This is a genomic window from Streptomyces sp. NPDC046716 (genome assembly GCF_040645755.1).
In the GTDB taxonomy this organism is placed as follows: Bacteria; Actinomycetota; Actinomycetes; order Streptomycetales; family Streptomycetaceae; genus Streptomyces.
The window spans coordinates 1-20,939 of the sequence record NZ_JBEYYU010000058.1 but is presented as its reverse complement, the minus strand read 5'-3'; the positions used below and the strand labels follow the sequence as shown (position 1 = coordinate 20,939).

Here is a 20,939-nt window from a genome sequence, read left to right as displayed (position 1 = left end):
GCGGCTCCCCAGAGTGTCGGATGCGGCCAGGGTGTGGCCCGGGCAACTCTGGTATTGAGCCGTTAACCGCCCGCCAATGGAAGGGGAGCGGCGGATTACGACCGGGAGCGTTTGCGGAACAGGCCGACGACCACCAGCACCACGAGCACGAGCAGAATGATCACGATCAGGCCGACTTTGCCGAGCGAACTGCCGTGCCGCGATTTGTGCCGCCGCTTCGATTTGCCGATCCGCGTCACCGACTTGGCCTCGGTGACCTTGCGCGGCGCCGACGCCGACGACGGCCCGTGCCCCGCCGCGACCGCGGCCGCCGACACCGTCGTGGCCCCGGTGCGCGGGGCCGCCGTCGCCGGTACGGCCCCGAACAGCAGCGCTCCCAGCAGCACGAGTACCGCCGCGGGACGTGAACGGACCGCCATCTGAACCCCCGTGAAGAATGTCCTGTGAAGAATGCCTGTACGGAACTCCATGACGCCTTTCGCAAAAGCCCGGTAAAGAGCTTTCGGCGAATGCGATCAGGGGAGCGTAGCCGCGCCCATGGACTCCTGGAACCCCCGCCGGTAGGAAAGCCGCATGCGGATCTCGACCACGATCTTCCTGACCGACGAGACCATCACTCCCGTGCGCCTCGCCCGCGAGCTCGAACAGCGCGGCTTCGGCGGCCTCTACCTCCCCGAGCACACCCACATCCCCGTGGAGCGCACCAGCCCGTACCCCAACGGCGGTGACCTGCCCCGCGAGTACACCCGCACCCTCGACCCGCTCGTCGCCCTCGCCCAGGCCGCCGCCGTCACCGAGGACCTCGCGCTCGGCACCGGCGTCACCCTCCCCATGGAGCACGACCCGATCGCCCTGGCCAAGCAGATCGCCACCCTCGACCACCTCTCCGGCGGCCGCTTCACGCTCGGCGTCGGCTTCGGCTGGAACCGTGAGGAGGCCGCCGACCACGGCGTCGCCGACTGGCGCACCCGCCGGGACCTCGTCCGCGAGCGGATGGGGGTGATGCGGGCGCTGTGGGCGGACGGACCCACGGCGTACGCGGGCGAGTTCGGCCCGGGCGTCCGCGCCAGCCACGCCTTCCCCAAGCCGGTGCGGGGCGGTGCGCCGCGCGTCCTCGTCGGCGGCGCCGCGGGACCCAAGCTCTTCTCCCACATCTGCGACTACGCCGACGGCTGGATGCCCATCGGAGGCGCCGGGCTGAGCCGGACCGTGCCCGAGCTGAAGGAGCGGTGGGCGGAGGCGGGCCGCGATCCCGGCGCGCTGACGATCGTGCCGTACGCGGTGCTGCCGACCCCGGGCAAACTCGCGCACTACGCCGAGCAGGGCTTCGGGGAGGTCGTGCTGCAACTGCCGCCGGGGGACACCGGGACCGTGCTGAAGACGCTGGACGAGTACGCCCCGTACCTGTGAGGAGGCCGTGCGGGCGGACCCGGACTCCCCGCGAGGCATGTGTCACCACAGGCGCTCTCGTGGGCCGCGGGGCACCGCTCGTATGCTCAATTCATGAGTGATCAGGACGCCGCACCCCAGACGCAGCAGCCCGACCGGCCCACGGCCAACGCGATGCGCCGCGCCCTGAAACGGGCCAGGGACGGTGTCGCGCTCGACGTCACGGAGGCCGCCGTGCTGCTCCAGGCACGCGGCGCCGACCTGGACGACCTCACGGCATCGGCGGCCCGGGTGCGCGACGCGGGCCTGGACGCCGCGGGCCGGCCGGGCGTCATCACGTACTCGAAGAGCGTGTTCATCCCGCTCACCCGGCTGTGCCGGGACAAGTGCCACTACTGCACGTTCGTGACCGTCCCCGGCAAGCTGCGCCGCGCGGGCCACGGGATGTTCATGTCGCCGGACGAGGTCCTGGACGTCGCACGCAAGGGCGCCGAACTCGGCTGCAAGGAAGCCCTGATCACCCTCGGCGACAAGCCGGAGGACCGCTGGCCCGAGGCGCGCGAGTGGCTGGACGCGCACGGCTACGACGACACGATCGCCTACGTACGGGCCATATCCATCCGCATCCTGGAGGAGACGGGCCTGCTCCCGCACCTCAACCCCGGGGTGCTGTCCTGGACCGACTTCCAGCGCCTGAAGCCCGTGGCACCGTCCATGGGCATGATGCTGGAGACGACCGCCGAGCGCCTGTGGTCCGAGCCGGGCATGCCGCACTACGGCTCCCCGGACAAGGAGCCGGCCGTGCGGCTGCGGGTCCTTGAGGACGCGGGGCGTTCGTCCGTCCCCTTCACCAGCGGGCTGCTCATCGGCATCGGCGAGACCTACGAGGAGCGCGCCGAGTCGCTGTTCGCGCTGCGCCGCACCGCACGCTCGTACCACGGCATCCAGGAATTGATCATCCAGAACTTCCGCGCGAAGCCGGACACGGCGATGCGCGGGATGCCCGACGCCGAGCTCGACGACCTGGTCGCCACGGTGGCCGTCGCCCGGCACATCATGGGCCCGTCGGGCAATCTCCAGGCGCCGCCGAACCTGGTCGACGGCGAGTACACGCGGCTCATCGGCGCGGGCATCGACGACTGGGGCGGCGTCTCCCCGGTGACCATCGACCACGTGAACCCCGAGAAGCCGTGGCCGAAGCTGGAGGAGCTGGCCGAGCAGTCCGCGGCCGCCGGCTTCGAGCTGCGCGAACGGCTGTGCGTGTACCCGGAGTTCGTGACGCGCGGCGAGCCGTGGCTCGACCCGCGCCTGCTCCCGCACGTGCGCGCGCTCGCCGACCCGGAGACGGGCCTGGCGATCGCGGACGCCCCGGTCGTGGGCCGCCCCTGGCAGGAGCCCGACGAGGGCTACGTCGCCTCCTCCGGCCGCACCGACCTGCACCGCACCATCGACACCGACGGCCGTACGTCGGACCGCCGTGACGACTTCGACGAGGTGTACGGCGACTGGGAGGCGCTGCGCGAGCAGGCGGCGCCCGGCATGGTCCCGTCCCGGATCGACGGCGACGTGCGGGAGGCGCTGGCGGTCGCCGCCGACGACCCCACCCGGCTCACCGACGACCAGGCCCTCGCCCTGCTGCACGCGGACGGCCCGGCCCTCGACGCGCTCTGCAAGATCGCCGACGACATCCGTAAAACGGTCAACGGCGACGACGTCACGTACATCGTCACGCGGAACATCAACTTCACGAACGTCTGCTACACCGGCTGCCGCTTCTGCGCCTTCGCGCAGCGCCGCACCGACGCCGACGCGTACACCCTCTCCCTGGACCAGGTCGCCGACCGCGCCCAGCAGGCCTGGGACGTCGGCGCGGTCGAGGTCTGCATGCAGGGAGGCATCCACCCGGACCTGCCCGGCACGGCCTACTTCGACATCGCGAAGGCCGTGAAGGAACGCGTGCCCGGCATGCACGTCCACGCCTTCTCCCCGATGGAGGTCGTGAACGGTGCGACGCGCACCGGGATGTCCATCCGCGAGTGGCTGACCGCCGCCAGGGAAGCGGGCCTCGACTCGATCCCCGGCACGGCCGCCGAGATCCTCGACGACGAGGTCCGCTGGATCCTCACCAAGGGCAAACTGCCCACGGCGACGTGGATCGAGGTCATCAAGACCGCCCACGAACTGGGCATCCGGTCCTCGTCCACGATGATGTACGGGCATGTGGACCAGCCCCGCCACTGGCTCGGCCACCTGCGGACCCTGGCCGGCATCCAGCAGGAGACCGGCGGCTTCACGGAGTTCGTGACGCTGCCCTTCATCCACACCAACGCGCCGGTCTACCTGGCGGGCATCGCCCGCCCCGGCCCGACCACCCGCGACAACCGCGCGGTCACGGCCATGGCCCGGATCCTCCTGCACCCGCACATCCCCAACATCCAGACCAGCTGGGTGAAGCTGGGCACGGAGGGCGCCGCCGAGATGCTGCGCTCCGGCGCCAACGACCTCGGCGGCACGCTGATGGAGGAGACGATCTCGCGGATGGCGGGCTCGTCGTACGGCTCCTACAAGTCGGTCAAGGACCTGGTGGCGGTGGCGGACGCGGCGGGCCGCCCGGCGAAGCCGCGGACGACGCTGTACGGGTCCGTCCCGGAGGAGCGGGTGCGGGCGGCGGCCGCGTCGGACGGGCATCTGCCGGAGCTGCTGCCGGTGTTGGAGGACTGACGGCGGGCGGGACCCGGGGCGGCCGAGCCCGGGCCCCGCCCTCTTTTAATGGCTCACTCGTGTCAGTGCCTGCTGTTAGCCTCCTGCGACCCGTGATCGGAGCGGGACGACAGGGGAGGGGCCAACGTGCCACGCAGTAAAAGGACTTGGAGCAGGCTCAGACGGGCGGCCGTCGTCGGCTCGGCGACACTGACGGTCGTCGCGGCGCCGTCGGCGGCCCTGGCGGCCGACAACCTGCCGCCGTTGAAGCCGCTCGTGCAGGATCTGGAGACCGACCGCAAGGCGTGCGCCACGGGGGCGGAGCGGCCGTACGTCTCGGAGTCGCCGCGGGTGACCGCCGTGCTCTACGACCCCGAGAGCGACGACCAGCCCGCCGAGGGCAACTTCGTACAGGGCGAGTTCGAGGCCTGGTGGACGGATGCCGACGGCGCGGAGCAGCGCCGGACCCATACCTCGTACCCGTTGGACTCGGGCCGGGCGGCGTACTGGCAGCTGCCTGACGACGTGCCGCCGAACACCGTCGTGTCCTGGCGGGTCCGGGCGAACGACGGCGAGGCCGTCTCGGCGTGGAGCTCCGAGGACGGCGGCTCCGTCTGTGAGTTCGTCGTCGACGACAAGAACCCGGAGAAGCCGGTCGTGTCCTCGACGGACTTCCCCGAGGGCAGCCGGACCGCGCGCGTCGGGGAGTACGGCACCTTCACGGTGGACTCCCCGTCGGACGACGTCGTCAAGTACCGCTACTCGTACATCGGCAGCACCTATGAGACCGCGTCGCCGGAGAAGCCCGGCGGGCCGGTCGGCATCCGCTTCCTGCCGGTGGAGATCGGTCCGGAGACGTTGAGCGTCCAGGCCATCGACCACTCAGGCCGCATCAGCGGCACTGTGGACCACAGGTTCTACGTCACGGACGGCCGTGGACCCGTCGCGCACTGGAACCTCGCCGACCCGGCGGGTACGACGTCGGCCGCAGCCGAGACGGGCCCGGCCGCGCGGGCCGGGACCGGAGTGACTTTCGGAGCGGAGGTGCCGCGCGGCACCGACCTGAAGTCCACCGCCGGCCTGGACGGCACCGGTCACGGATTCCTGTCCCCCGGCGCTGCGGTGACCGACACCCGGCGGACGTTCGCGGTGGGCGGCTGGGTACGCCCGGCCGCCACGGACGCGGTGCGCACCGTGGCGAGCCAGGACGCCGACGGCGCTCCCGGCTTCACCCTCGGCCTGCGGCCGGGCGGCGACTCGGCGCCGGTGTGGTCCTTCCGGATCGGCGGCGCCCAGGTCTCCGGCGGCACTCCCGAGACCGGCGAGTGGGCCCACGTCCTCGGCCGCTACGACGCCGAGACGGGCCTCGCCACGCTGTACGTGAACGGCCACGAGGTCGGTACGCCCCAGAAGGCGACGCCGGCCGAGGCCGCGGGCGCCTTCCAGATCGGGCGGGCGCGCGGCGCGGCCGGATACCGCGACCGCTGGCACGGCGAGGTGGGCGACGTACGGGTCTACGACCGTGTGGTCGTCCCCGAAGAGGCCGCTGAACTGGGCGCCCGCACACCGGAATTGAAGGGGCACTGGTCGCTGGAGAACGCGGACGGCGGGGTGAGCCCCGAGCTGAACGGGGGCGCGCCGCTGAAGCTGTCCGACGGCGCGACGATCCGCCGCAACGTCGACGACGGCTGCGGGCTGGACCCGGACTGCACTCCGGCGACCGACTACGCGCTCGTGGGCGACGGAGACCTGACGCTGGACGGCACGACCGGACACGCGGCCACGGACCAGCCCGTCGTGGACACGGGCGACAGCTTCACCATCGGCGTGGTGGTCCGTCTCGCGGACACCGAGCCCGAGCACCCGATGACGGTGCTCTCCCAGGGCGGTGAGCACGCGGACGCGTTCAAGGTGCGGTACGACCCGGCGAGCCACCAGTGGCAGCTGGTGGTGACCGGCTCCGACGAGTCCGGGGCGAAGGAGACCGTCGTCGGGACGGCGGAGGCCGCCGACGGTGGCCAGGGCCGGGGCCGGCGGCTGGCGGTCGTCTACGACGACGCGACCGACCAGATCAAGCTCTACGTCAACGGCTACACGAACGCCGAGGCGACCGCGGACTTCCACGGCGCCTGGCACAGCGACGGTGGTCTCCAGGTGGGCCGTGGGCAGGTCGACGACGGGTGGGGCGAGTACCTGCGCGGCTCGGTCGACGAGGTGCACGCCTTCTCCGGCGCGCTGGACGAGTCCGGCATCCTCGGTCTCGGCTTCGGCACCTAACCCTCCCTCTGCTGAGGACGGGCTGAAGGGCGGACGTACCGGTCGCGGTGCGTCCGCCCGGCCTCAGCTGTGATCGACGAAGGAGACGAAGGTCTTCCAGGAGGCGGCGGGGACGGTGGACCGGCCGTCCTCCGGGCGCTTGGAGCCGCGTACGTGGACGGTGCCGGGGGAGGTGGCGACCTCGACGCAGTCCGAGTCGGGTTCGTTGCTGCTGCAGCACGTCCCCCGCCCGCTGCCGCTCCAGAACCGCGACGGCTGCGACCGGGCGTTCCGCTCGTCCGGGGCGGGGAAGTGCGGGGGCTGTTCGGCTCCGGCCGCGTGAGGCGCGCGTCAGACCAGCAGCTCGGCCTTCAGCGTGCGCAGTTCGGCCGGGTCCAGGCCGAGGCCCCGCTGCTCGTACGCGCGGAACGAGCCGAAGGTCTTCTCGACCTCGTCGAAACCGGAGTTCAGGTACTCCGCGCGGACGTCCAGGAGCGGCTTGTACACCTTCGCCTGCTCCGGGGGCATCGAGGCGAGGGCCGCCGCGTTGGCCTCGGCGCGGTAGTCGTTGGAGGCGAGGTAGTCGGCCATCACCGTCTCGCGGGGGACGCCTAGGGCGGTGAGCAGCGCGGCGTTCGCCCAGCCCGTGCGGTCCTTGCCCGCCGTGCAGTGGAACAGCACGCTGTCGCCGTCGGTGATGCCCGAGAAGACCTTCTGGTAGGCGGCCTTCGCGGAGGCGCCGCTGACCATGAACTTCTCGCCGTCGGTCATCATCGCGACGGCCGCGGCCTCGGTCGTGGGCAGCGTGGTGCCGGTGTCCTGGCCCCCGAGGACGTCCGCGACCACGTACGAGGTGCCGCTCGGGACGCGGTCGGGCGCGGCCGAGCGCTCCGACGCCATCCGCAGGTCGAAGTCGGTGTCGATGCCGAGCCGCTTCAGCTTCGCGAGGTCGGCGGCGGTCAGCTTGTCGAGCGCGTCCGAGCGGTAGATCTCGCCCATCTTCACCCAGTGGCCGTCGGCGGTCCGGTAGCCGCCGGCGTCGCGGAAGTTCACCGTCCCGTCCAGCTTGACGAGGCGGTCGGCCAGGTGCAGGCCCTTGCCGTGGTCGGGGACGAGGTCGAACCACTGGCGGTCGGCGTGCGCGGGCAGGCCGGTGACCTTCACCGTGCCGGTGGAGCCGCCGCTCGCCACGGTGCGGCCGCCGGCCCTGACGGTGACGTGCCGGGTGCCGGGCGCCTTCCAGGTGATCTCGTACGTGCCCGGGGTCGCCGCCGCCGTGACGACGGCCTGCGTGAAGGGGATCCGGGCGGACGATGCGTGGTGCCCGGCGTGTGCGGGGTGCGCGGAGGCGGCCGGGGCTGCGAGAGTGGCCAGGAAGGCGGCGGCCGACAGAGCGGTGACCGTGCCCCTGACACGCGTCATCTGCTGCTTCGAGTGCGTCATGGGGCGGATGTTTCGGCCCGTCGGAGAGCGGCGCGCGACGGTGCGGTGAACGGCGCGGGAACCTCGGACAGCGGAATCCTCTGTACCTTCGCGAACTGGGCAAATACGTGCCGATGTGACCACAAGGGCGTCTCTTCCCATACCAGTTGAGGTCGCTGGGATCACTGAAGCGAACGTTCCCGGTCGATTACAGTGCTGCGAGTCGAGGGCCGCAGGGCAGCGAAGGAGAGCCATGGGCGCACCACCCGCCGCCGGGGCCGTCTGGGGCCGCGCCGAACAGCAGGACTTCCGCAGCCGGGTGCGCGGCGCGCTGCTCGGTTCCGCGCTCGGCGACGCGCTGGGTGGCCCGCTCGACGAGAAGGCGCCGGAGGGCGCCCCGCCCGCGCGCGGCGCCGAGCTGCTGCCCGCCTTCGGCCGCACCGGCGCCGTCACCGCCGCCACCCAGCTCGCGCTGTTCACCGTCGACGGGCTGATCCGCGCCCAGGTGCGCCGCGACACCGGGGCCTGGCACCCGCCCACCGATGTGCACCGCGCCTATCTGCGGTGGGCCGCCACCCAGCGCGACTGGGGGCCCGACGAGCGGCGCAAGGAGGACGGCTGGCTCGCCCGTGAGGAGTGGCTGTACTCGCGTCGCGGGGCCGCCTCCGCGTGTCTGCTCGGGCTCGGCAACGACGTCATGGGCACCCTGGACAAGCCCAAGAACCCCGACGCGGACGGTCCCGAGGCCGCGACGCGCTCCGCCGGGTTCGGGCTGCTGGTCGGCTGGGAGCCGCAGCTCGTCCTCCAGCTGGCCGTCGAGTGCGCCGTCCACACGCACGGCGCGCCCGAGGCCTATCTGTCGGCGGGCGCGTACGCCGTGATCGTGCACGCCCTTGCCCGCGGGGACTCGCTGGACGCCGCCGTGCAGCGCGCGCTCGCCCTGCTCGCGGCCCGGCCCGGGCATCCGCCGGTCGCCGACGCGCTGAAGCACGCGCTGGGCGCCGTACGGCAGGGGATGCCGAACGCGGCGCGGGTCGGTGAACTCGTCGGCGAGGGCGGGGCCGTCGGGGCGCTTGCCGGGGCCGTGTACTGCGCGCTGGTCGGTGAGGACATTCGGCACGGGCTCGGGCTCGCCGTCCACCACGATGGGCCTTCGGCGGCTGTGGGGGCTTTGTGCGGGGGGTTGTTGGGGGCGTTGCACGGGGAGACCGCGTTGCCTCCGGCGTGGGTGGTGGAGCTTGAGGGGAGGTCCACCATTCTCGAACTGGCCGATGATTTCGCGATGGAGATGACGCAGGGAGCCGCCCTCCACGGGCCGGCCGGCGCGTCGGAGGGCTGGCTGGCCAGGTATCCCCGGGCCTAGACAGGGGTCTCGTCCTCGGCTGCGGCCCGGTTCTTTCACGCGCGCCACCGTCGTGGCTGGTCGCGCAGTTCCCCGCGCCCCTGGGTGGTTTTTTCACGCGCGCCACCGTCGTGGCTGGTCGCGCAGTTCCCCGCGCCCATGAGGCATGCGCTGCGCGCAGCCTCCCCTTGAGGCTGCGGCTCCGCCGCGCCTCCCCGCTGAGGTGCCGCAGGGGGGCGCCTCTCAGCCGAGGTGCCGGACGGGGTGCGCCTCTCAGCCGAGGTCCGGACGGGGTGCGCCTCTCTGTCGAGGTCCGGGCGGGGCGCGCCTCTCTTGATGAGATGGCGCACGCAGTGCGCATCTCAGGGGCGCGGGGAACTGCGCGACCAGCCACGACGAGAGCCGCGCGTGACAACTGGTTTCAGGGGCGCGGGGAACTGCGGGCTACAAGCGTTGGATGTCGTCCTGGGCGCCGGCGGGGGCCGGGATCGGAGCGGATGCGCCCGCGCTGTCGTCGTCGTCCGTGTTGATGCGTTCGATGATGGCATCGCGCTCGGGAGTGTCCTCGGGCTTGATGAAGCCGAGGGCGATGTACAGGACGAGGGACACCGCCAGCGGGATGGAGACCTGGTACTGGAGCGGGACGCCCCCGTCGACGTTCCAGCTGATCGGATAGTTGACCAGCCAGAAGGCCAGCAGACCCATGGCCCAACTGGTGAGCGCGGCGGTGGGCCCGGATTTGCGGAACGGCCGCAGCAGCCCCAGCATCATCGGAATCGCGATCGGCCCCATCAGACCGGCGACCCACTTGATGACGACGGTGATGATGTCCTTGAAGGTGGGCGAGTTGACCTGCGTGGCGACGGCCATCGACAGGGCGAGGAAGACGACGGTGGTGAGCCGGGCCGCGATCAGGCCCCGCCGCTCGTTCCAGGAGCGCGCCTTGGCGGAGAGCACCGGCGCGACGTCCCGGGTGAAGACGGCCGCGATGGCGTTGGCGTCCGAGGAGCACATGGCCATGGTGTGCGAGAAGAAGCCGACGATGACGAGGCCCAGCAGACCGTGCGGCAGCAGCTGTTCGGTCATCAGGCCGTAGGAGTCGGAGCCGTCCGGCTTCTGCGCCTGGACGAGCAGCGGCGACATCCACATGGGGAAGAAGAGGACCACGGGCCACACCAGCCACAGCACGGCGGACAGCCGGGCCGAACGCGTGGCCTCACGGGGAGAGGCGGTGGCCATGTAGCGCTGGGCCTGGTTGAGCATGCCGCCGTTGTACTCGAAGAGCTTGATGAACAGGAACGCGAGCAGGAACACCGCGCCGTACTGGCCGACCAGCGGCTTGCCGTGGCCCTGGAGCTCGGGCTGGTTCCAGGCGTCGAGGAAGCCGATGTTCTTGTCGTTGAGCTCCACCACGACGGCGACGAACATCGAGACGCCGGCCAGGAGCTGGATGATGAACTGGCCCAGCTCGGTGAGCGCGTCGGCCCACAGACCGCCGATGGTGCAGTAGACGGCGGTGATGGCGCCGGTGATCAGGATGCCCTGGTTGAGGGAGATACCGGTGAACACGGAGAGCAGGGTGGCGATGGCCGCCCACTTCGCCGCCACGTCCACGATCTTCAGCAGCATCCCGGACCACGCGAGCGCCTGCTGGGTCGGCAGGTTGTAGCGGTTCTTCAGGTATTCGAGGGGCGACGCCACGTGGAGCCGGGAGCGCAGCCGGTTGATGCGCGGCGCGAACAGGTTGGCGCCGATGGCGATCCCGATCGCGATCGGGAAGGACCAGGTGACGAAGGACGTCACGCCGTACGTGTACGCGATGCCGGCGTACCCGGTGAACATCACCGCGCTGTATCCGGACATGTGGTGCGAGATGCCCGACAGCCACCACGGCATCTTGCCGCCGGCCGTGAAGAAGTCGGAGACGTTGTCCACGCGTTTGTGGGACCAGATGCCGATCGCGACCATGATGCCGAAATAGCCGATGAGCACGACCCAGTCGAGACTGTTCATGTGCCCCCTCCAGGGGTCCGCCTTGTGAACGTTGCGGCTCTTCGTCAGTACGTCCGTCTCAGCGGGCGCCCCCGTGCGGGAGTGGGGACTTGGGGGATTGAACCCCTTGTCCGGGGAGCCGGTCAAGGGTCTGCGCGGTCATGGATGTGAACCGAGATCAGCAAGTCGAACGATTTTGCTCTTTCGTGACCGGGCGGGGAGTTGTCGTGAACGTGACCGGGGCCACACCATGAGCGGGCGCTTCGTCAGTAGCCGGAAGCCCGGAATCCGGGCACAGACGCGAACGACCGCACGGGATGCGGGTCCCGTGCGGTCGCGTGAAGGGAGTGTCGAGCGACGTGCTCAATGCATGAGTTCGCCCGCGTTCACCAGGAGTTGCTGGCCGGTGATCGCGCGGGCCCGGTCGGAGGCGAAGAAGACCGCCGCGTCCGCCACATCGCCGTCCGTGGCGAGTTCGGGCAGGGCCATCCGCTCGGTGAGCCGCCCCAGGACCTCCTCCTCCGGCACCTTCTCGGTCTGCGCCGTGAACTGGACGAACGCCTGCACCGGCGGGCCCCACATCCAGCCCGGCAGCACCGTGTTCACCCGGATCCGGTGCGGCCCCAGCTCCCGCGCCAGGGAGTACATCGCGCTCGTCAGCGCACCCTTGGACGCCGCGTACGCCGCCTGCCACACCTGGGTCGGCGCGGCCACCGCCGACTGCGTCCCGATGATGACGACCGAGCCGCCGCGCTCCTTGAGGGCGGGCAGGCAGGCCCGGGTCATCCGCAGCGTGCCGAGCAGGTTCACGTCGATCACCTGGCGCCAGGTCTCGAAGTCGGCGTCCTCCAGGCCCCCGAAGTAGCTGTCCCAGGCGGCGACATGGACCACCGCGTCCACCCCGCCGAACCGCTCGCGCGCCAGCTCGGCCAGGGCCGCGCACTGGCCCTCGTCGGTGATGTCCGTGGCCCGGTACGCGGTCCGGGCGCCGTCCGGGTCCAGCTCGGCCGCGGCCTTGGCCAGATTGGCCTCGGTGCGCGCCCCGAGCACCGCGTTGCCGCCGTCGCGCACCACGGCCGCGGCCACCTGGTGCCCGAGCCCGGCGCCGACCCCGGAGACGATCACGGTCTTCCCGGCGAGCAGCTCACCATTCCCCATCGGTCGCCTCCTGGCTCTGGCCATCTTTCTGACGGAGCGTCAGAGTAGGGGCGTCGCACGGCGGACGGAAGGGGACCGGCATGGACACCCACAGCGAGACGTACGCGGAACTGGCCGCGGTCGGGCCGTACGGGGTGCGCCCCGGGCACGCCCTGATCACCATGGTCGAACCGCATCCGGGGCACGAGTACGCGTACAACCGCTGGTACGAGGACGACCACTACTACGCCGGGGCGATGGCCATGCCCTGGATGTTCGCCGGGCGCCGCTGGGTCGCCACCCGCGACCTCCAGCTCCTGCGCTACCCGGAGAAGTCGGCGGTCGCCGAGCCGGTCGCGGCGGGCTGCTACCTCTCCACGTACTGGGTCACCGAGGGCCGCTACGACGAGCACATGAAGTGGACCGTCGGCATCAACAAGCGGCTCAACCGGGACGGCCGGGTCTATCAGGACCGCACCCATGTCTTCACGGCCTTCCAGGACCACGAGGCGACCGTCTACCGGGACGGGGCGGCCGGCCCTCGGGACTTCCACGCGCTCGACCACCCGTACGCGGGGCTGGTCCTGGAGGTCATCGACGTCGAGCGGGCGGAGCGGCGGGCCGAGCTGGTGGAGTGGCTGCGGGCGCGGCATCTGCCGAAGGCGCTCGCGGGGTCACCGGCGGCCATGGTCACGCTCTTCCGGCCGACGCCGCTGCCGGGCGACAGGATGACGTACGTGAAGCAGGTCGAGGGCGTCGACACCCGGCTGACGCTGCTGTGGTTCCTGGAGGCGGATCCGCGCGACTGCTGGCAGGAGCACTTCGCGGGGCTCGGCGAGCGGGTGGCGGGGGCGGGGCTCGGGGCGCGGGTGGAGCTGATGGCGCCGTTCGTCCCGACCGTGCCCGGGACGGACACGTACGTGGACCGGCTGCGCTGACGCGGTGCGCGGACACGGCCGAGCCCCCTCGGCCAGGACGGCGAACCAGTCGAGAGGGCTCCCACAGTGATACTCGCTGTGCATATGCGGTTGTTGAGCCGTGGTGCTGTGGCACGCTCGGTGCCGTGGGCCTCTCGGCCCGGTCAGAACGTGCCCGTGCTCACCTCGTGCACGAACGCGGTCCACGAGCCGGGCGTGAAGCCGATCGAAGGCCCTTCCACGACCTTCGAGTCCCGTACCGCGATCGCGTGCACCACGGGGGACTTGACCTCGACGCACGCGCCGTTGCCCGTGGAATACGAGGACTTGATCCAGGAGTCGGTGCCGCCTTGCTGGATTGCCATGTTCGCTCCGGTTTAGCCAGTGGTCGAATTACATCCCCGCTCAGTGATCCAGAGCGGTTCTCGCCAACGATCGTGTCTTGGTGGCGTGATCGACGCTACTCGCCAACTCGGGTGCGTGAAGCGGGCATTCACTCGACCGGATGGCATATTCCACCGGGGTCTTCCATTGGTCAGAGGCGAAGGTGTACCGTGCGGCGCCTTTGTCCCGAAGTCGCGGAGAATGCCGAATCCGTCCGATATTCGATCTTCCGGAGAGACTCCCGAAGATCGTCAGCGGGCGTACTCCTTCGCGATCTCGGAGATGAACTGTCGCGATTGGTCCACGTTCAGCGCCTGTGCCCGCAAATGCTCGTACATGACGCTGTACTTCTGTACGTCGTTGGCCTTCTCCAGGTACAGGTCGCTGGTGACGCCCTCGATGTAGACCACGCTGGAATCCGCCGCGTCGGGGAATTCCAGGATCGCGTACTGCCCGTTCAGCCCCGGGTGTGCGCCCATCTCGAACGGGATCACCTGCACCGTGACGTGCGGCAGCTGGGACTGCTCGACCAGGTGCTCCAACTGCTCGCGCATGATGCCCCGGCCGCCGACCGTGCGGCGCAGCGCGGCTTCGTCGAGCACCGTCCACAGCCGCAGCGGGTTGTCGGGCGCCTGGATGCGCTCCTGGCGCCGCATCCGGACCTGGACGCGCTTGTCGATGTCCGACGGCGTCGTCTCCGGCAGCGCGCCGTTGATGAGCGACTCGGCGTAGCCGCGCGTCTGGAGCAGTCCGGGGACGACCTGGGGGTCGTAGACGCGCAGGCTCGCCGCGTCCGTCTCCAGGCCGATGTAGACGCTGTACGGGATGTCGCCGAAGGAGTGCCACCAGCCCTGCTGGCGCGAGTCCTTGGCCATCTGCATCAGCGAGTCCACGATGCGGTGGTCCTCGACCTCGTAGACCCCGCAGAGGTCGCGCACATCGCGCTGGCTGATGCTGCGCCGCCCGTTCTCCAGGCGGCTGATCTTCGACTGCGACACCAGCAGGCGCTCGGCGACCTCTTCGGCGGTCATGCCCTTGAGCTCCCGGAGCCTCCGCAGCTCCTGGCCCAACCGGCGTCGCCTGACGGTGGGATTGACGTTGGACGCCACGGGACGTGCACCTCCGGCTGCGTGCATTTTTTTGTACGTTGCGTATCTGCTGTTCAGCAGATTGCCACCAACGGGCCGTCACCGCTGCCAAACAGCGGATATGTGAGGGGTGCGCACCCGACACGCGACCGCGCGGGGCGATGCCCCGGGGCCCGCTCCGCGGTGCGGAAGCGGACGTCCGGTGCATCACCCCGCGCGGTACAGCGGCTCCCGAACCGGGTCTTGGGGACTGCGGTGCGGCGCTGTGCGGTTGGTGCGTCAGGTGCCCATGGTGCGTGTGGTGCTGTGCCGGCGGCTCCTGAGTCTCCTCAGTGGGCCGCGACGCGCGCCATGGGGCCACGGTGCGCCTGTTGCATCGGAACGCCCCGTGCGGGCTCCGGTGCTCCCCGGCCCGCCGGTGTGGCGGGCGAACGGCGTGGCTGCGCGGCCACTCCGTTCTGGACGTCCATCACGGCGTGCGCCACGAGGCCGCCCATCGGGTCGTGCCTGATCAGATCCCGCAACCGGGAGCGGGACGATCGTCCCTCGTTGCCCGGGTACAGGTGCTTGCCGAGTCCGACCGCGTGGGCCAGTGCGGCGAGCGCCGCGGTCCGTGGGTCCGGCGGGACGCCGGTACGGATCGCACTGTCCAGCCGGGACCTGATCTCCCGGCTGATCGCCGTGTCCGTCGCCTGGTAGCGAGTCGTCGGCAGTACCCCGCACATCTGGCCGGCCACGGCATGCACCATGCCGCACCGCTCCAGGTGCGAGAGGTAGGTCTGGCGGAGCCCCAGTCGTGGCCCGCCAATCCAGTGGACTGCCCGCACGGGAGCGCCACGCCTTCGCAGCAACTCCAACGCGCAGTCCAGAGTCGGATCTCCGGTCGGCCGTGGTGCCACCACGGCGATACGATCCCCGTCTGGGGCTATCCGTCCGGCCAGCGCCAGCTCTACTAGCTGTGCTCCGGCCAGACCTAGGTCGAGCGACTGCGGCTGTGCGGTGGTACCCGTGGTCGGGTCCAGCGCCAGCAGCAGAAGCTCCTCCGGAAGTGTTCTGCGGCTCCTGCCCATCCATGCCTCCCCGCGTGGATGTCTGACAGGGTGACCCCTCTCACATTGGTCTGTCGAGAGTGCGTGGGGGCTTTGGGCGGGAACCAGTAGGTATGTCGTTCTCGTCTACCACGTGGGTTAAGCCCCCACACAGGACACTGGTACATGGTTCGGACAGCGCTGGTTTGCGTCGGCGTCTAGTGGTTAGCGGTCGAGGAGGCATCGGTGGCGGGGACCCCCGACAGGTCGGGAGAGCAGCAGGCGTCGGGAGGCCCGGGCTCGCAGGAGCGCGATCCGCGCCTCGCTGTGGCGCGGGAGACGAGCCCGGAGGTGGATCGCGCTACGGCGGTCTTCTCGGTCCGTGACGCGACGGGGAAGGGGTCCGGTTCCGGATCCGGTTCCGCGGACGTGGAGGCCGGGTCGTCCTCCGGGACGGGATCCGGCGCGGACGAACCCGGCGACGCGCGGTTGCGCGCCGCCGTGGCCGCGTGGGTCTCGGGCGGCGGTACGAGTGGCTCCGCCGGTGCGGAGGGCGCCGAGGGCGCTGATGGCGGTGCGGGTTCCGGTGCCGAGGGGTCGGCTGCCGGGTCCGCTGATGCCGGGCCGGGGGCCGCGGGCGCGAAGAGTGCCGGCTCCGAGGGCGGGGCCGCTGAGCCCGCCGATGCGGAGCCTGCGGCCGCTGACGGCGAGGCCGAGCCCGCCGTGGCGGAGGCCGTGGCCAGGGCGGCCGCCCTGGAAGCCGAGGCCGACGCGGCCGAGGCCAAGCTGGTCGCCCCGGGCGCCGAGCCCGCCGGGACGGACGCCTCGGCGGAGGATGCCGACGACCCCGAGCCCGGGGACGACGGCAAGCCGGCCGCTGACGCCAAGCCTGAAGGCGGCTCCGAGTCCGGGGACACCGGTAAGCCCGCAGCGGCCGCCGCACCTGTCGCTGACGCCAAGCCCGGCGCCGACGGCAAGTCCGCCGAGGGCTCCAAGCCCGGGGACGCCTCCACGTCCGCCGCCGAGGACAACTCCGCTGCCGACGCCAAGCCCGTCGCTGACGCCAAGTCCGGGGACGAGGGCAAGCCCGCCGCGGGCGGCAAGCCCGGGGACGACGCCAAGCTCGCCGCGGGCGCCAAGCCCGGCGCCGACGGCAAGTCCGCCAGCGGCAAGCCCGCCACGGATCCCAAGCCCGGGGACGAGGGCAAGCCCGCCGAGGGCTCCAAGCCCGAGAGCGACGCCAAGCCCGTCGCCGACGCCAAGCCCGTCGCCGACGCCAAGCCCGTCGCCGACGGCAAGGCCGCCAGTGGCAAGCCCGCCACCGACTCCAAGCCGGGGGCTGACGGTAAGCCCGCCGAGGACGGCAAGCCCGAGGGTGACGCCAAGCCCGTCGCCGACGGCAAGGCCGCCGACGGCAAGGCCGCCACCGGCCCCAAGCCGGGTGCCGACGGCAAGCCCGCCGCGGACGGCAAGCCCGAGGGCGACGCCAAGCCGGGGGCCGACGGCAAGGCAGTCACCGGCTCCAAGCCGGGGGCCGACGGCAAGGCAGCCACCGGCTCCAAGCCGGGGGCCGACGGTAAGCCCGTCACCGGCTCCAAGCCGGGGGCCGACGGCAAGCCCGCCACCGACCCCAAGCCCGCCAGCCCCAAGACCCCCGCCGTAGACCAGCCCACCGCTGTCTTCAAGGCCGTGCAGGCGCCCGTGGATCAGCCGACCACGATGCTGAAGTCGCCTGCCGCCGGGGGCGGGAAGGGTGGGGCCGGGGAGGAGTCCGAGGCTGAGCGGAGCAGTCGGTTCGTGCCGCTCAAGCCGCTGGACGACGGGGCCGCGAAGGCGAAGGGGGACGCGGAGGCGCCCGCCGTCGCCGAGCCCGAGCGGACCCGGCAGCAGCCGTTGCCGCCGAAGCCGCCGCTGGACCTGCTCGCCGAGCTGACCAACACCCCGCCCCCGCCGGAGACCCGCACCCGCACCGCGGTCCGCCGGGTCAAGGTGTGGACGCCGATCGTCCTGCTCCTCATCGTCGCGTTTGCGATCGTGCAGGCCGTGCGCCCGCTGCCGACGCCGACGCTCGCGCTGACCGCCGACGACTCGTACTCCTTCGACGGCGACAGCGCGAAGCTGCCGTGGCCGGGCGAGGGCCAGGGCTGGATGGACGTCCAGGGCATCGGGACCATGGACAACTTCGGCAAGCAGACGCCGGTGCCGATCGGCTCGGTCGCCAAGTCCATGACCTCGTACATCATCCTGCGCGACCACCCGCTGAAGGCGGGCGCGGCCGGGCCCGAGATCAGCGTCGACAAGACCGCCGAGAAGGAGGGCGGCTACGACGCCGACGGGCAGAACGAGTCGACGCTGAACACCGTCAAGGAGGGCGACAAGCTCTCCGAGAAGGACGCGCTGTCGGCCGTCATGATCCCGTCGGCCAACAACATCGCACGGCTGCTCGCCCGCTGGGACGCCGGTTCCGAGGAGGCGTTCGTCAAGAAGATGAACGCCACCGCCAAGCAGCTCGGCATGAAGAACACCACGTACACCGACCCCTCGGGCCTGAAGGAGAGCACCGTCTCCACCGCCGAGGACCAGGTGAAGCTCGGCAACGAGCTGGTGCAGATCAAGGCCCTCACCGACATCACCAAGCTGCCGTCGTGGAAGGACCCGTCGGGCAAGACGTGGACCAACTACAACCGCCTCGTCCCGTACGACGGTGCCATCGGCATCAAGACGGGCACGACGACGAAGGCGGGCGGCAACCTGCTGTTCGCCGCCACCAAGGAGGTCGGCGGCGAGAGCGTCACCGTCGTCGGCGCGATCCTCGGCCAGCACAAGGCGCCGATCATCGACACCGTCAACGCGGTCAGCAAGACGGCGATGATCGCCGCCCAGGGCGAACTGAAGTCGTCGACCATCCTGAAGAAGGGCGACGTCGTCGGGTACGTGGACGACGGCCTCGGCGGGCACACGCCGGTCGTGCTGACCAAGAACGTCACGGCCGTCGGCTGGGCCGGCAAGACCGTCAGGCTGGAGATCGCCGACCAGAGCGGAAAAACCGTTCCGCACACCGCCGACGCCGGGACGAAGGTGGGCGTGCTCAAGGTGGGCGACGGGGAGGGCGGGGCCGTCGAGGTGCCCGTCGCGCTCCAGAGCGACCTCGCCGAGCCCGGCTTCGGAGCGAAAATCAAGCGCGTCGGGTGAGTCCGCCGCGGGAGGCTGGTGCCACCGGCCTCCCGCGGCGCCCGTTCACAGGTGCCGTGCTAGCGTCGCGAGACCGGGGCAGGACCGGGGCGTTCGGGACGTTCCCCTCGGTCGTCACAACGGTACGTACGGGGAGTGTCAGCAGTGGCCACAGCGGAGCCGACGCGTGCCGACGACGCGGGCGGGGAGCCGGGCGGCTCGAAGCGCGTCCGAATACGGTCCGGGGACGGCGCGCGCGGCGCGGCGCGGGAGGCGTCGGCGGTGTTCGCCGCACGCCATCCGGTCCTGGTCGTCACCGCGGTCGCCGGGATCCTGCACCTCATCTGGTTCTTCACGTTCGCGAACAGCGGCGGTGACCTCGCCGCGCAGGACGCCTGGGCCGAGTTCGTCGGCCGGCACCCCGACTCCGCGTACAACCTCGCCTGGTACGGCGGGATGCACCCGGTCTCGTACAGCGTGGTGTCGCCCTATCTGATGTCCGTGCTCGGCGTGCGGACCACGATGATGATCGCGGGGACGCTCTCCGCCACCCTGCTGACGATGATCCTGATCCGTTCGCGGGCCGTCGCCAAACCGCTGTGGCCCGCGTTCGCCGGGGTCTTCGCGCTGCTGTGCAACGCCGCGTCCGGCCGGGTCACGTTCGGGCTCGGCATGATGTTCGGGCTCGGTGCCGTCGCCGCCGTCTTCTGCTGGCCGTACCGCTGGCGCTACAAGCGGTGGGCGAAGGCCGCCGTCGCCGCGCCGCTCGCCGGTGTCGCGACCGCCTGCTCGCCGGTGGCGGGGCTGTTCGTGGGGCTCGTCGCCGTGGCGCTCTTCCTCCAGAAGAGACGGCCGGGAGCGTACGCGCTCGGGCTCGCGCCCGCCGCCGTCGTCGGTCTCTCGGCCTGGCTGTTCCCGTTCTCGGGGACGCAGCCGATGTCGTTCTGGTCGGCGCTGCTGCCGATGGTCTACGGCGTCTTCTGTTTCGTCCTCGTCCCCAAGGAATGGGTGACGGTCCGGATCACCTCCGCCGTCTACACGCTCGCCGTTCTCCTCGTGTGGCTGATCAGTTCGCAGATCGGCTCCAACGTCACCCGGCTCCCGATGCTGTTCGCGGGCGTCGCGCTGCTGGCCGCGCTGCCGTTCACCGTGCCGCGCTCGCGCAAGTGGTACGTCACGGTCATCGCGTTCGTCGGGTTCAACGGGTGGATCGGCTTCAAGTCCGTCGACGACGTCGTGCACACCACGCCCGCCGCGTCCTGGGCCCGCGAGCTGGCGCCGCTGGTCAACGAGCTCCAGCAGGTCAGCGCCGAGCGCGGCCGTGTCGAGGTCGTGCCCGCCCGTTCGCACCGGGAGGCGTCCGCGCTCGCGCCGTACGTGAACCTGGCGCGCGGCTGGAACCGGCAGGCCGACATGGAACGCAACCCCCTCTTCTACGACGACACCCTGAACTCCGCGAACTATCACGAATGGCTCAAGCGCTGGGCCGTGCACTATGTGGTGCTGCCGAAGGGGGAGCCGGACGGTTCCGGCGGGGAGCGCGAGCGGGAGCTGGTGCAGCGCGGGCTGCCCTATCTGAAGCAGGTGTGGGGCGACGCGAACTGGCAGCTGTTCGCCGTCACCGATCCGACGCCGCTGGCCGAGCCGCATGCCGTGGTCGACGCCGCCGAGCAGGGGGAGCTGACCATCGAGGTCACGCAGCCGGGGCGGGTGCTGATCCGGATTCCCTACTCGCCGTGGCTGTCCGTCGTGGACGCCGACGGCAAGAGTCTCGGGACGCCGCAGGAGACCGAGGCGTCGAAGCGGGACCGGGAGGCGGACGACAGTCTTCCGCGGTCGTTCGACAATGTGCACGGGTGCCTGATGGAGACCGAGAAGGACGACTCGGGTGACCAGTGGACGGTGCTGCTGGCGCCCAGGTCCGGCACCTACCACCTCGCGGCGCCGTACCAGTGGTCGCGGGGCACCCCGTGCCCCGAAGAACTCCGCTGACGTCTCCCGGCCGCGGCTCTCGTCGTGGCTGGTCGCGCAGTTCCCCGCGCCCCTGAAGGCATGCGCTGCGCGCAGCCTTCCCCTGCCCCTGGGCGAGCGAAGCTCGCTTCCAGGGGCGCGG

At 71.3% G+C, this 20,939-nt stretch carries 15 protein-coding genes and 1 pseudogene; 8 read left to right on the top strand and 8 right to left on the bottom strand.

Features of this window, described 5'->3' with window-relative positions; genetic code table 11:
• Nucleotides 1-95 precede the first annotated feature (95 nt).
• Entirely contained in the window at nucleotides 96-419 is a 324-nt protein-coding gene (locus tag ABZ930_RS32625) for a hypothetical protein (RefSeq protein ID WP_361555942.1), read from the bottom strand.
• A gap of 154 nt (nucleotides 420-573) precedes the next feature.
• Here ABZ930_RS32625 and ABZ930_RS32620 point away from each other — a divergent pair, with 154 nt between their 5' ends.
• The 3 genes from ABZ930_RS32620 to ABZ930_RS32610 all read left to right on the top strand — a co-directional run bounded on the left by ABZ930_RS32620 (nucleotide 574) and on the right by ABZ930_RS32610 (nucleotide 6,366).
• The gene (locus ABZ930_RS32620) at nucleotides 574-1,410 is read left to right on the top strand and encodes a TIGR03619 family F420-dependent LLM class oxidoreductase (RefSeq protein ID WP_361555939.1); all 837 of its coding nucleotides are present in this window, start codon (nucleotides 574-576) and stop codon (nucleotides 1,408-1,410) included.
• Nucleotides 1,411-1,503: 93 nt separating this feature from the next.
• Nucleotides 1,504-4,110, top strand: coding sequence for a bifunctional FO biosynthesis protein CofGH (locus ABZ930_RS32615; protein ID WP_361555936.1), 2,607 nt, complete (start codon nucleotides 1,504-1,506; stop codon nucleotides 4,108-4,110).
• Nucleotides 4,111-4,236: 126 nt separating this feature from the next.
• Nucleotides 4,237-6,366 (top strand): LamG-like jellyroll fold domain-containing protein, encoded by a 2,130-nt coding sequence (locus ABZ930_RS32610; RefSeq protein WP_361555933.1) that lies wholly within the window; start codon nucleotides 4,237-4,239, stop codon nucleotides 6,364-6,366.
• 63 nt (nucleotides 6,367-6,429) lie between these two features.
• On the opposite strand, the pseudogene ABZ930_RS32605 reads toward ABZ930_RS32610, so the two are convergent.
• Nucleotides 6,430-6,516, bottom strand: a pseudogene (locus ABZ930_RS32605) (hypothetical protein); the annotation flags it as partial.
• A gap of 22 nt (nucleotides 6,517-6,538) precedes the next feature.
• On the opposite strand from ABZ930_RS32605, the gene ABZ930_RS32600 reads away from it, so the two are divergent.
• Complete coding sequence (locus ABZ930_RS32600) at nucleotides 6,539-6,688, top strand: hypothetical protein (RefSeq protein ID WP_361555930.1); 150 nt, start codon at nucleotides 6,539-6,541, stop codon at nucleotides 6,686-6,688.
• Between the two features lie 8 nt (nucleotides 6,689-6,696).
• Here ABZ930_RS32600 and ABZ930_RS32595 read toward each other — a convergent pair whose 3' ends face one another.
• Entirely contained in the window at nucleotides 6,697-7,788 is a 1,092-nt protein-coding gene (locus tag ABZ930_RS32595; RefSeq protein ID WP_361555927.1) for a tyrosine-protein phosphatase, read from the bottom strand.
• Between the two features lie 232 nt (nucleotides 7,789-8,020).
• On the opposite strand from ABZ930_RS32595, the gene ABZ930_RS32590 reads away from it, so the two are divergent.
• The gene (locus ABZ930_RS32590) at nucleotides 8,021-9,130 is read left to right on the top strand and encodes an ADP-ribosylglycohydrolase family protein (RefSeq protein ID WP_361555924.1); all 1,110 of its coding nucleotides are present in this window, start codon (nucleotides 8,021-8,023) and stop codon (nucleotides 9,128-9,130) included.
• 423 nt (nucleotides 9,131-9,553) lie between these two features.
• Here the strand turns inward: ABZ930_RS32590 and ABZ930_RS32585 are convergent, their stop codons facing one another.
• Both ABZ930_RS32585 and ABZ930_RS32580 read right to left on the bottom strand, forming a co-directional pair.
• Entirely contained in the window at nucleotides 9,554-11,122 is a 1,569-nt protein-coding gene (locus tag ABZ930_RS32585; RefSeq protein ID WP_361555921.1) for a sodium:solute symporter family protein, read from the bottom strand.
• Between the two features lie 342 nt (nucleotides 11,123-11,464).
• Nucleotides 11,465-12,259: an SDR family oxidoreductase gene (locus ABZ930_RS32580; protein WP_361555918.1), complete on the bottom strand. Its 795-nt coding sequence runs from the start codon at nucleotides 12,257-12,259 to the stop codon at nucleotides 11,465-11,467.
• An 80-nt stretch (nucleotides 12,260-12,339) separates the two neighbouring features.
• On the opposite strand from ABZ930_RS32580, the gene ABZ930_RS32575 reads away from it, so the two are divergent.
• The gene (locus ABZ930_RS32575; protein ID WP_361555915.1) at nucleotides 12,340-13,176 is read left to right on the top strand and encodes a hypothetical protein; all 837 of its coding nucleotides are present in this window, start codon (nucleotides 12,340-12,342) and stop codon (nucleotides 13,174-13,176) included.
• Between the two features lie 143 nt (nucleotides 13,177-13,319).
• Here the strand turns inward: ABZ930_RS32575 and ABZ930_RS32570 are convergent, their stop codons facing one another.
• The 3 genes from ABZ930_RS32570 to ABZ930_RS32560 form a co-directional block, all read right to left on the bottom strand.
• Complete coding sequence (locus tag ABZ930_RS32570) at nucleotides 13,320-13,520, bottom strand: DUF397 domain-containing protein (RefSeq protein WP_361555912.1); 201 nt, start codon at nucleotides 13,518-13,520, stop codon at nucleotides 13,320-13,322.
• 270 nt (nucleotides 13,521-13,790) lie between these two features.
• Nucleotides 13,791-14,648 carry a helix-turn-helix transcriptional regulator gene (locus tag ABZ930_RS32565; protein WP_361555909.1) on the bottom strand — a complete coding sequence of 286 codons (858 nt, stop codon included), beginning with the start codon at nucleotides 14,646-14,648 and terminating at the stop codon, nucleotides 13,791-13,793.
• 308 nt (nucleotides 14,649-14,956) lie between these two features.
• Complete coding sequence (locus ABZ930_RS32560) at nucleotides 14,957-15,697, bottom strand: GPP34 family phosphoprotein (RefSeq protein WP_361555906.1); 741 nt, start codon at nucleotides 15,695-15,697, stop codon at nucleotides 14,957-14,959.
• 204 nt (nucleotides 15,698-15,901) lie between these two features.
• On the opposite strand from ABZ930_RS32560, the gene ABZ930_RS32555 reads away from it, so the two are divergent.
• Together ABZ930_RS32555 and ABZ930_RS32550 are read left to right on the top strand one after the other, a co-directional pair.
• Nucleotides 15,902-18,847, top strand: a complete 2,946-nt coding sequence (locus ABZ930_RS32555) for a D-alanyl-D-alanine carboxypeptidase (protein ID WP_361555903.1) — start codon at nucleotides 15,902-15,904, stop codon at nucleotides 18,845-18,847.
• 261 nt (nucleotides 18,848-19,108) lie between these two features.
• A complete protein-coding gene (locus tag ABZ930_RS32550; protein WP_361556021.1) occupies nucleotides 19,109-20,818 on the top strand; it encodes an MFS transporter in 1,710 nt (569 codons plus the stop codon).
• Nucleotides 20,819-20,939 lie beyond the last annotated feature (121 nt).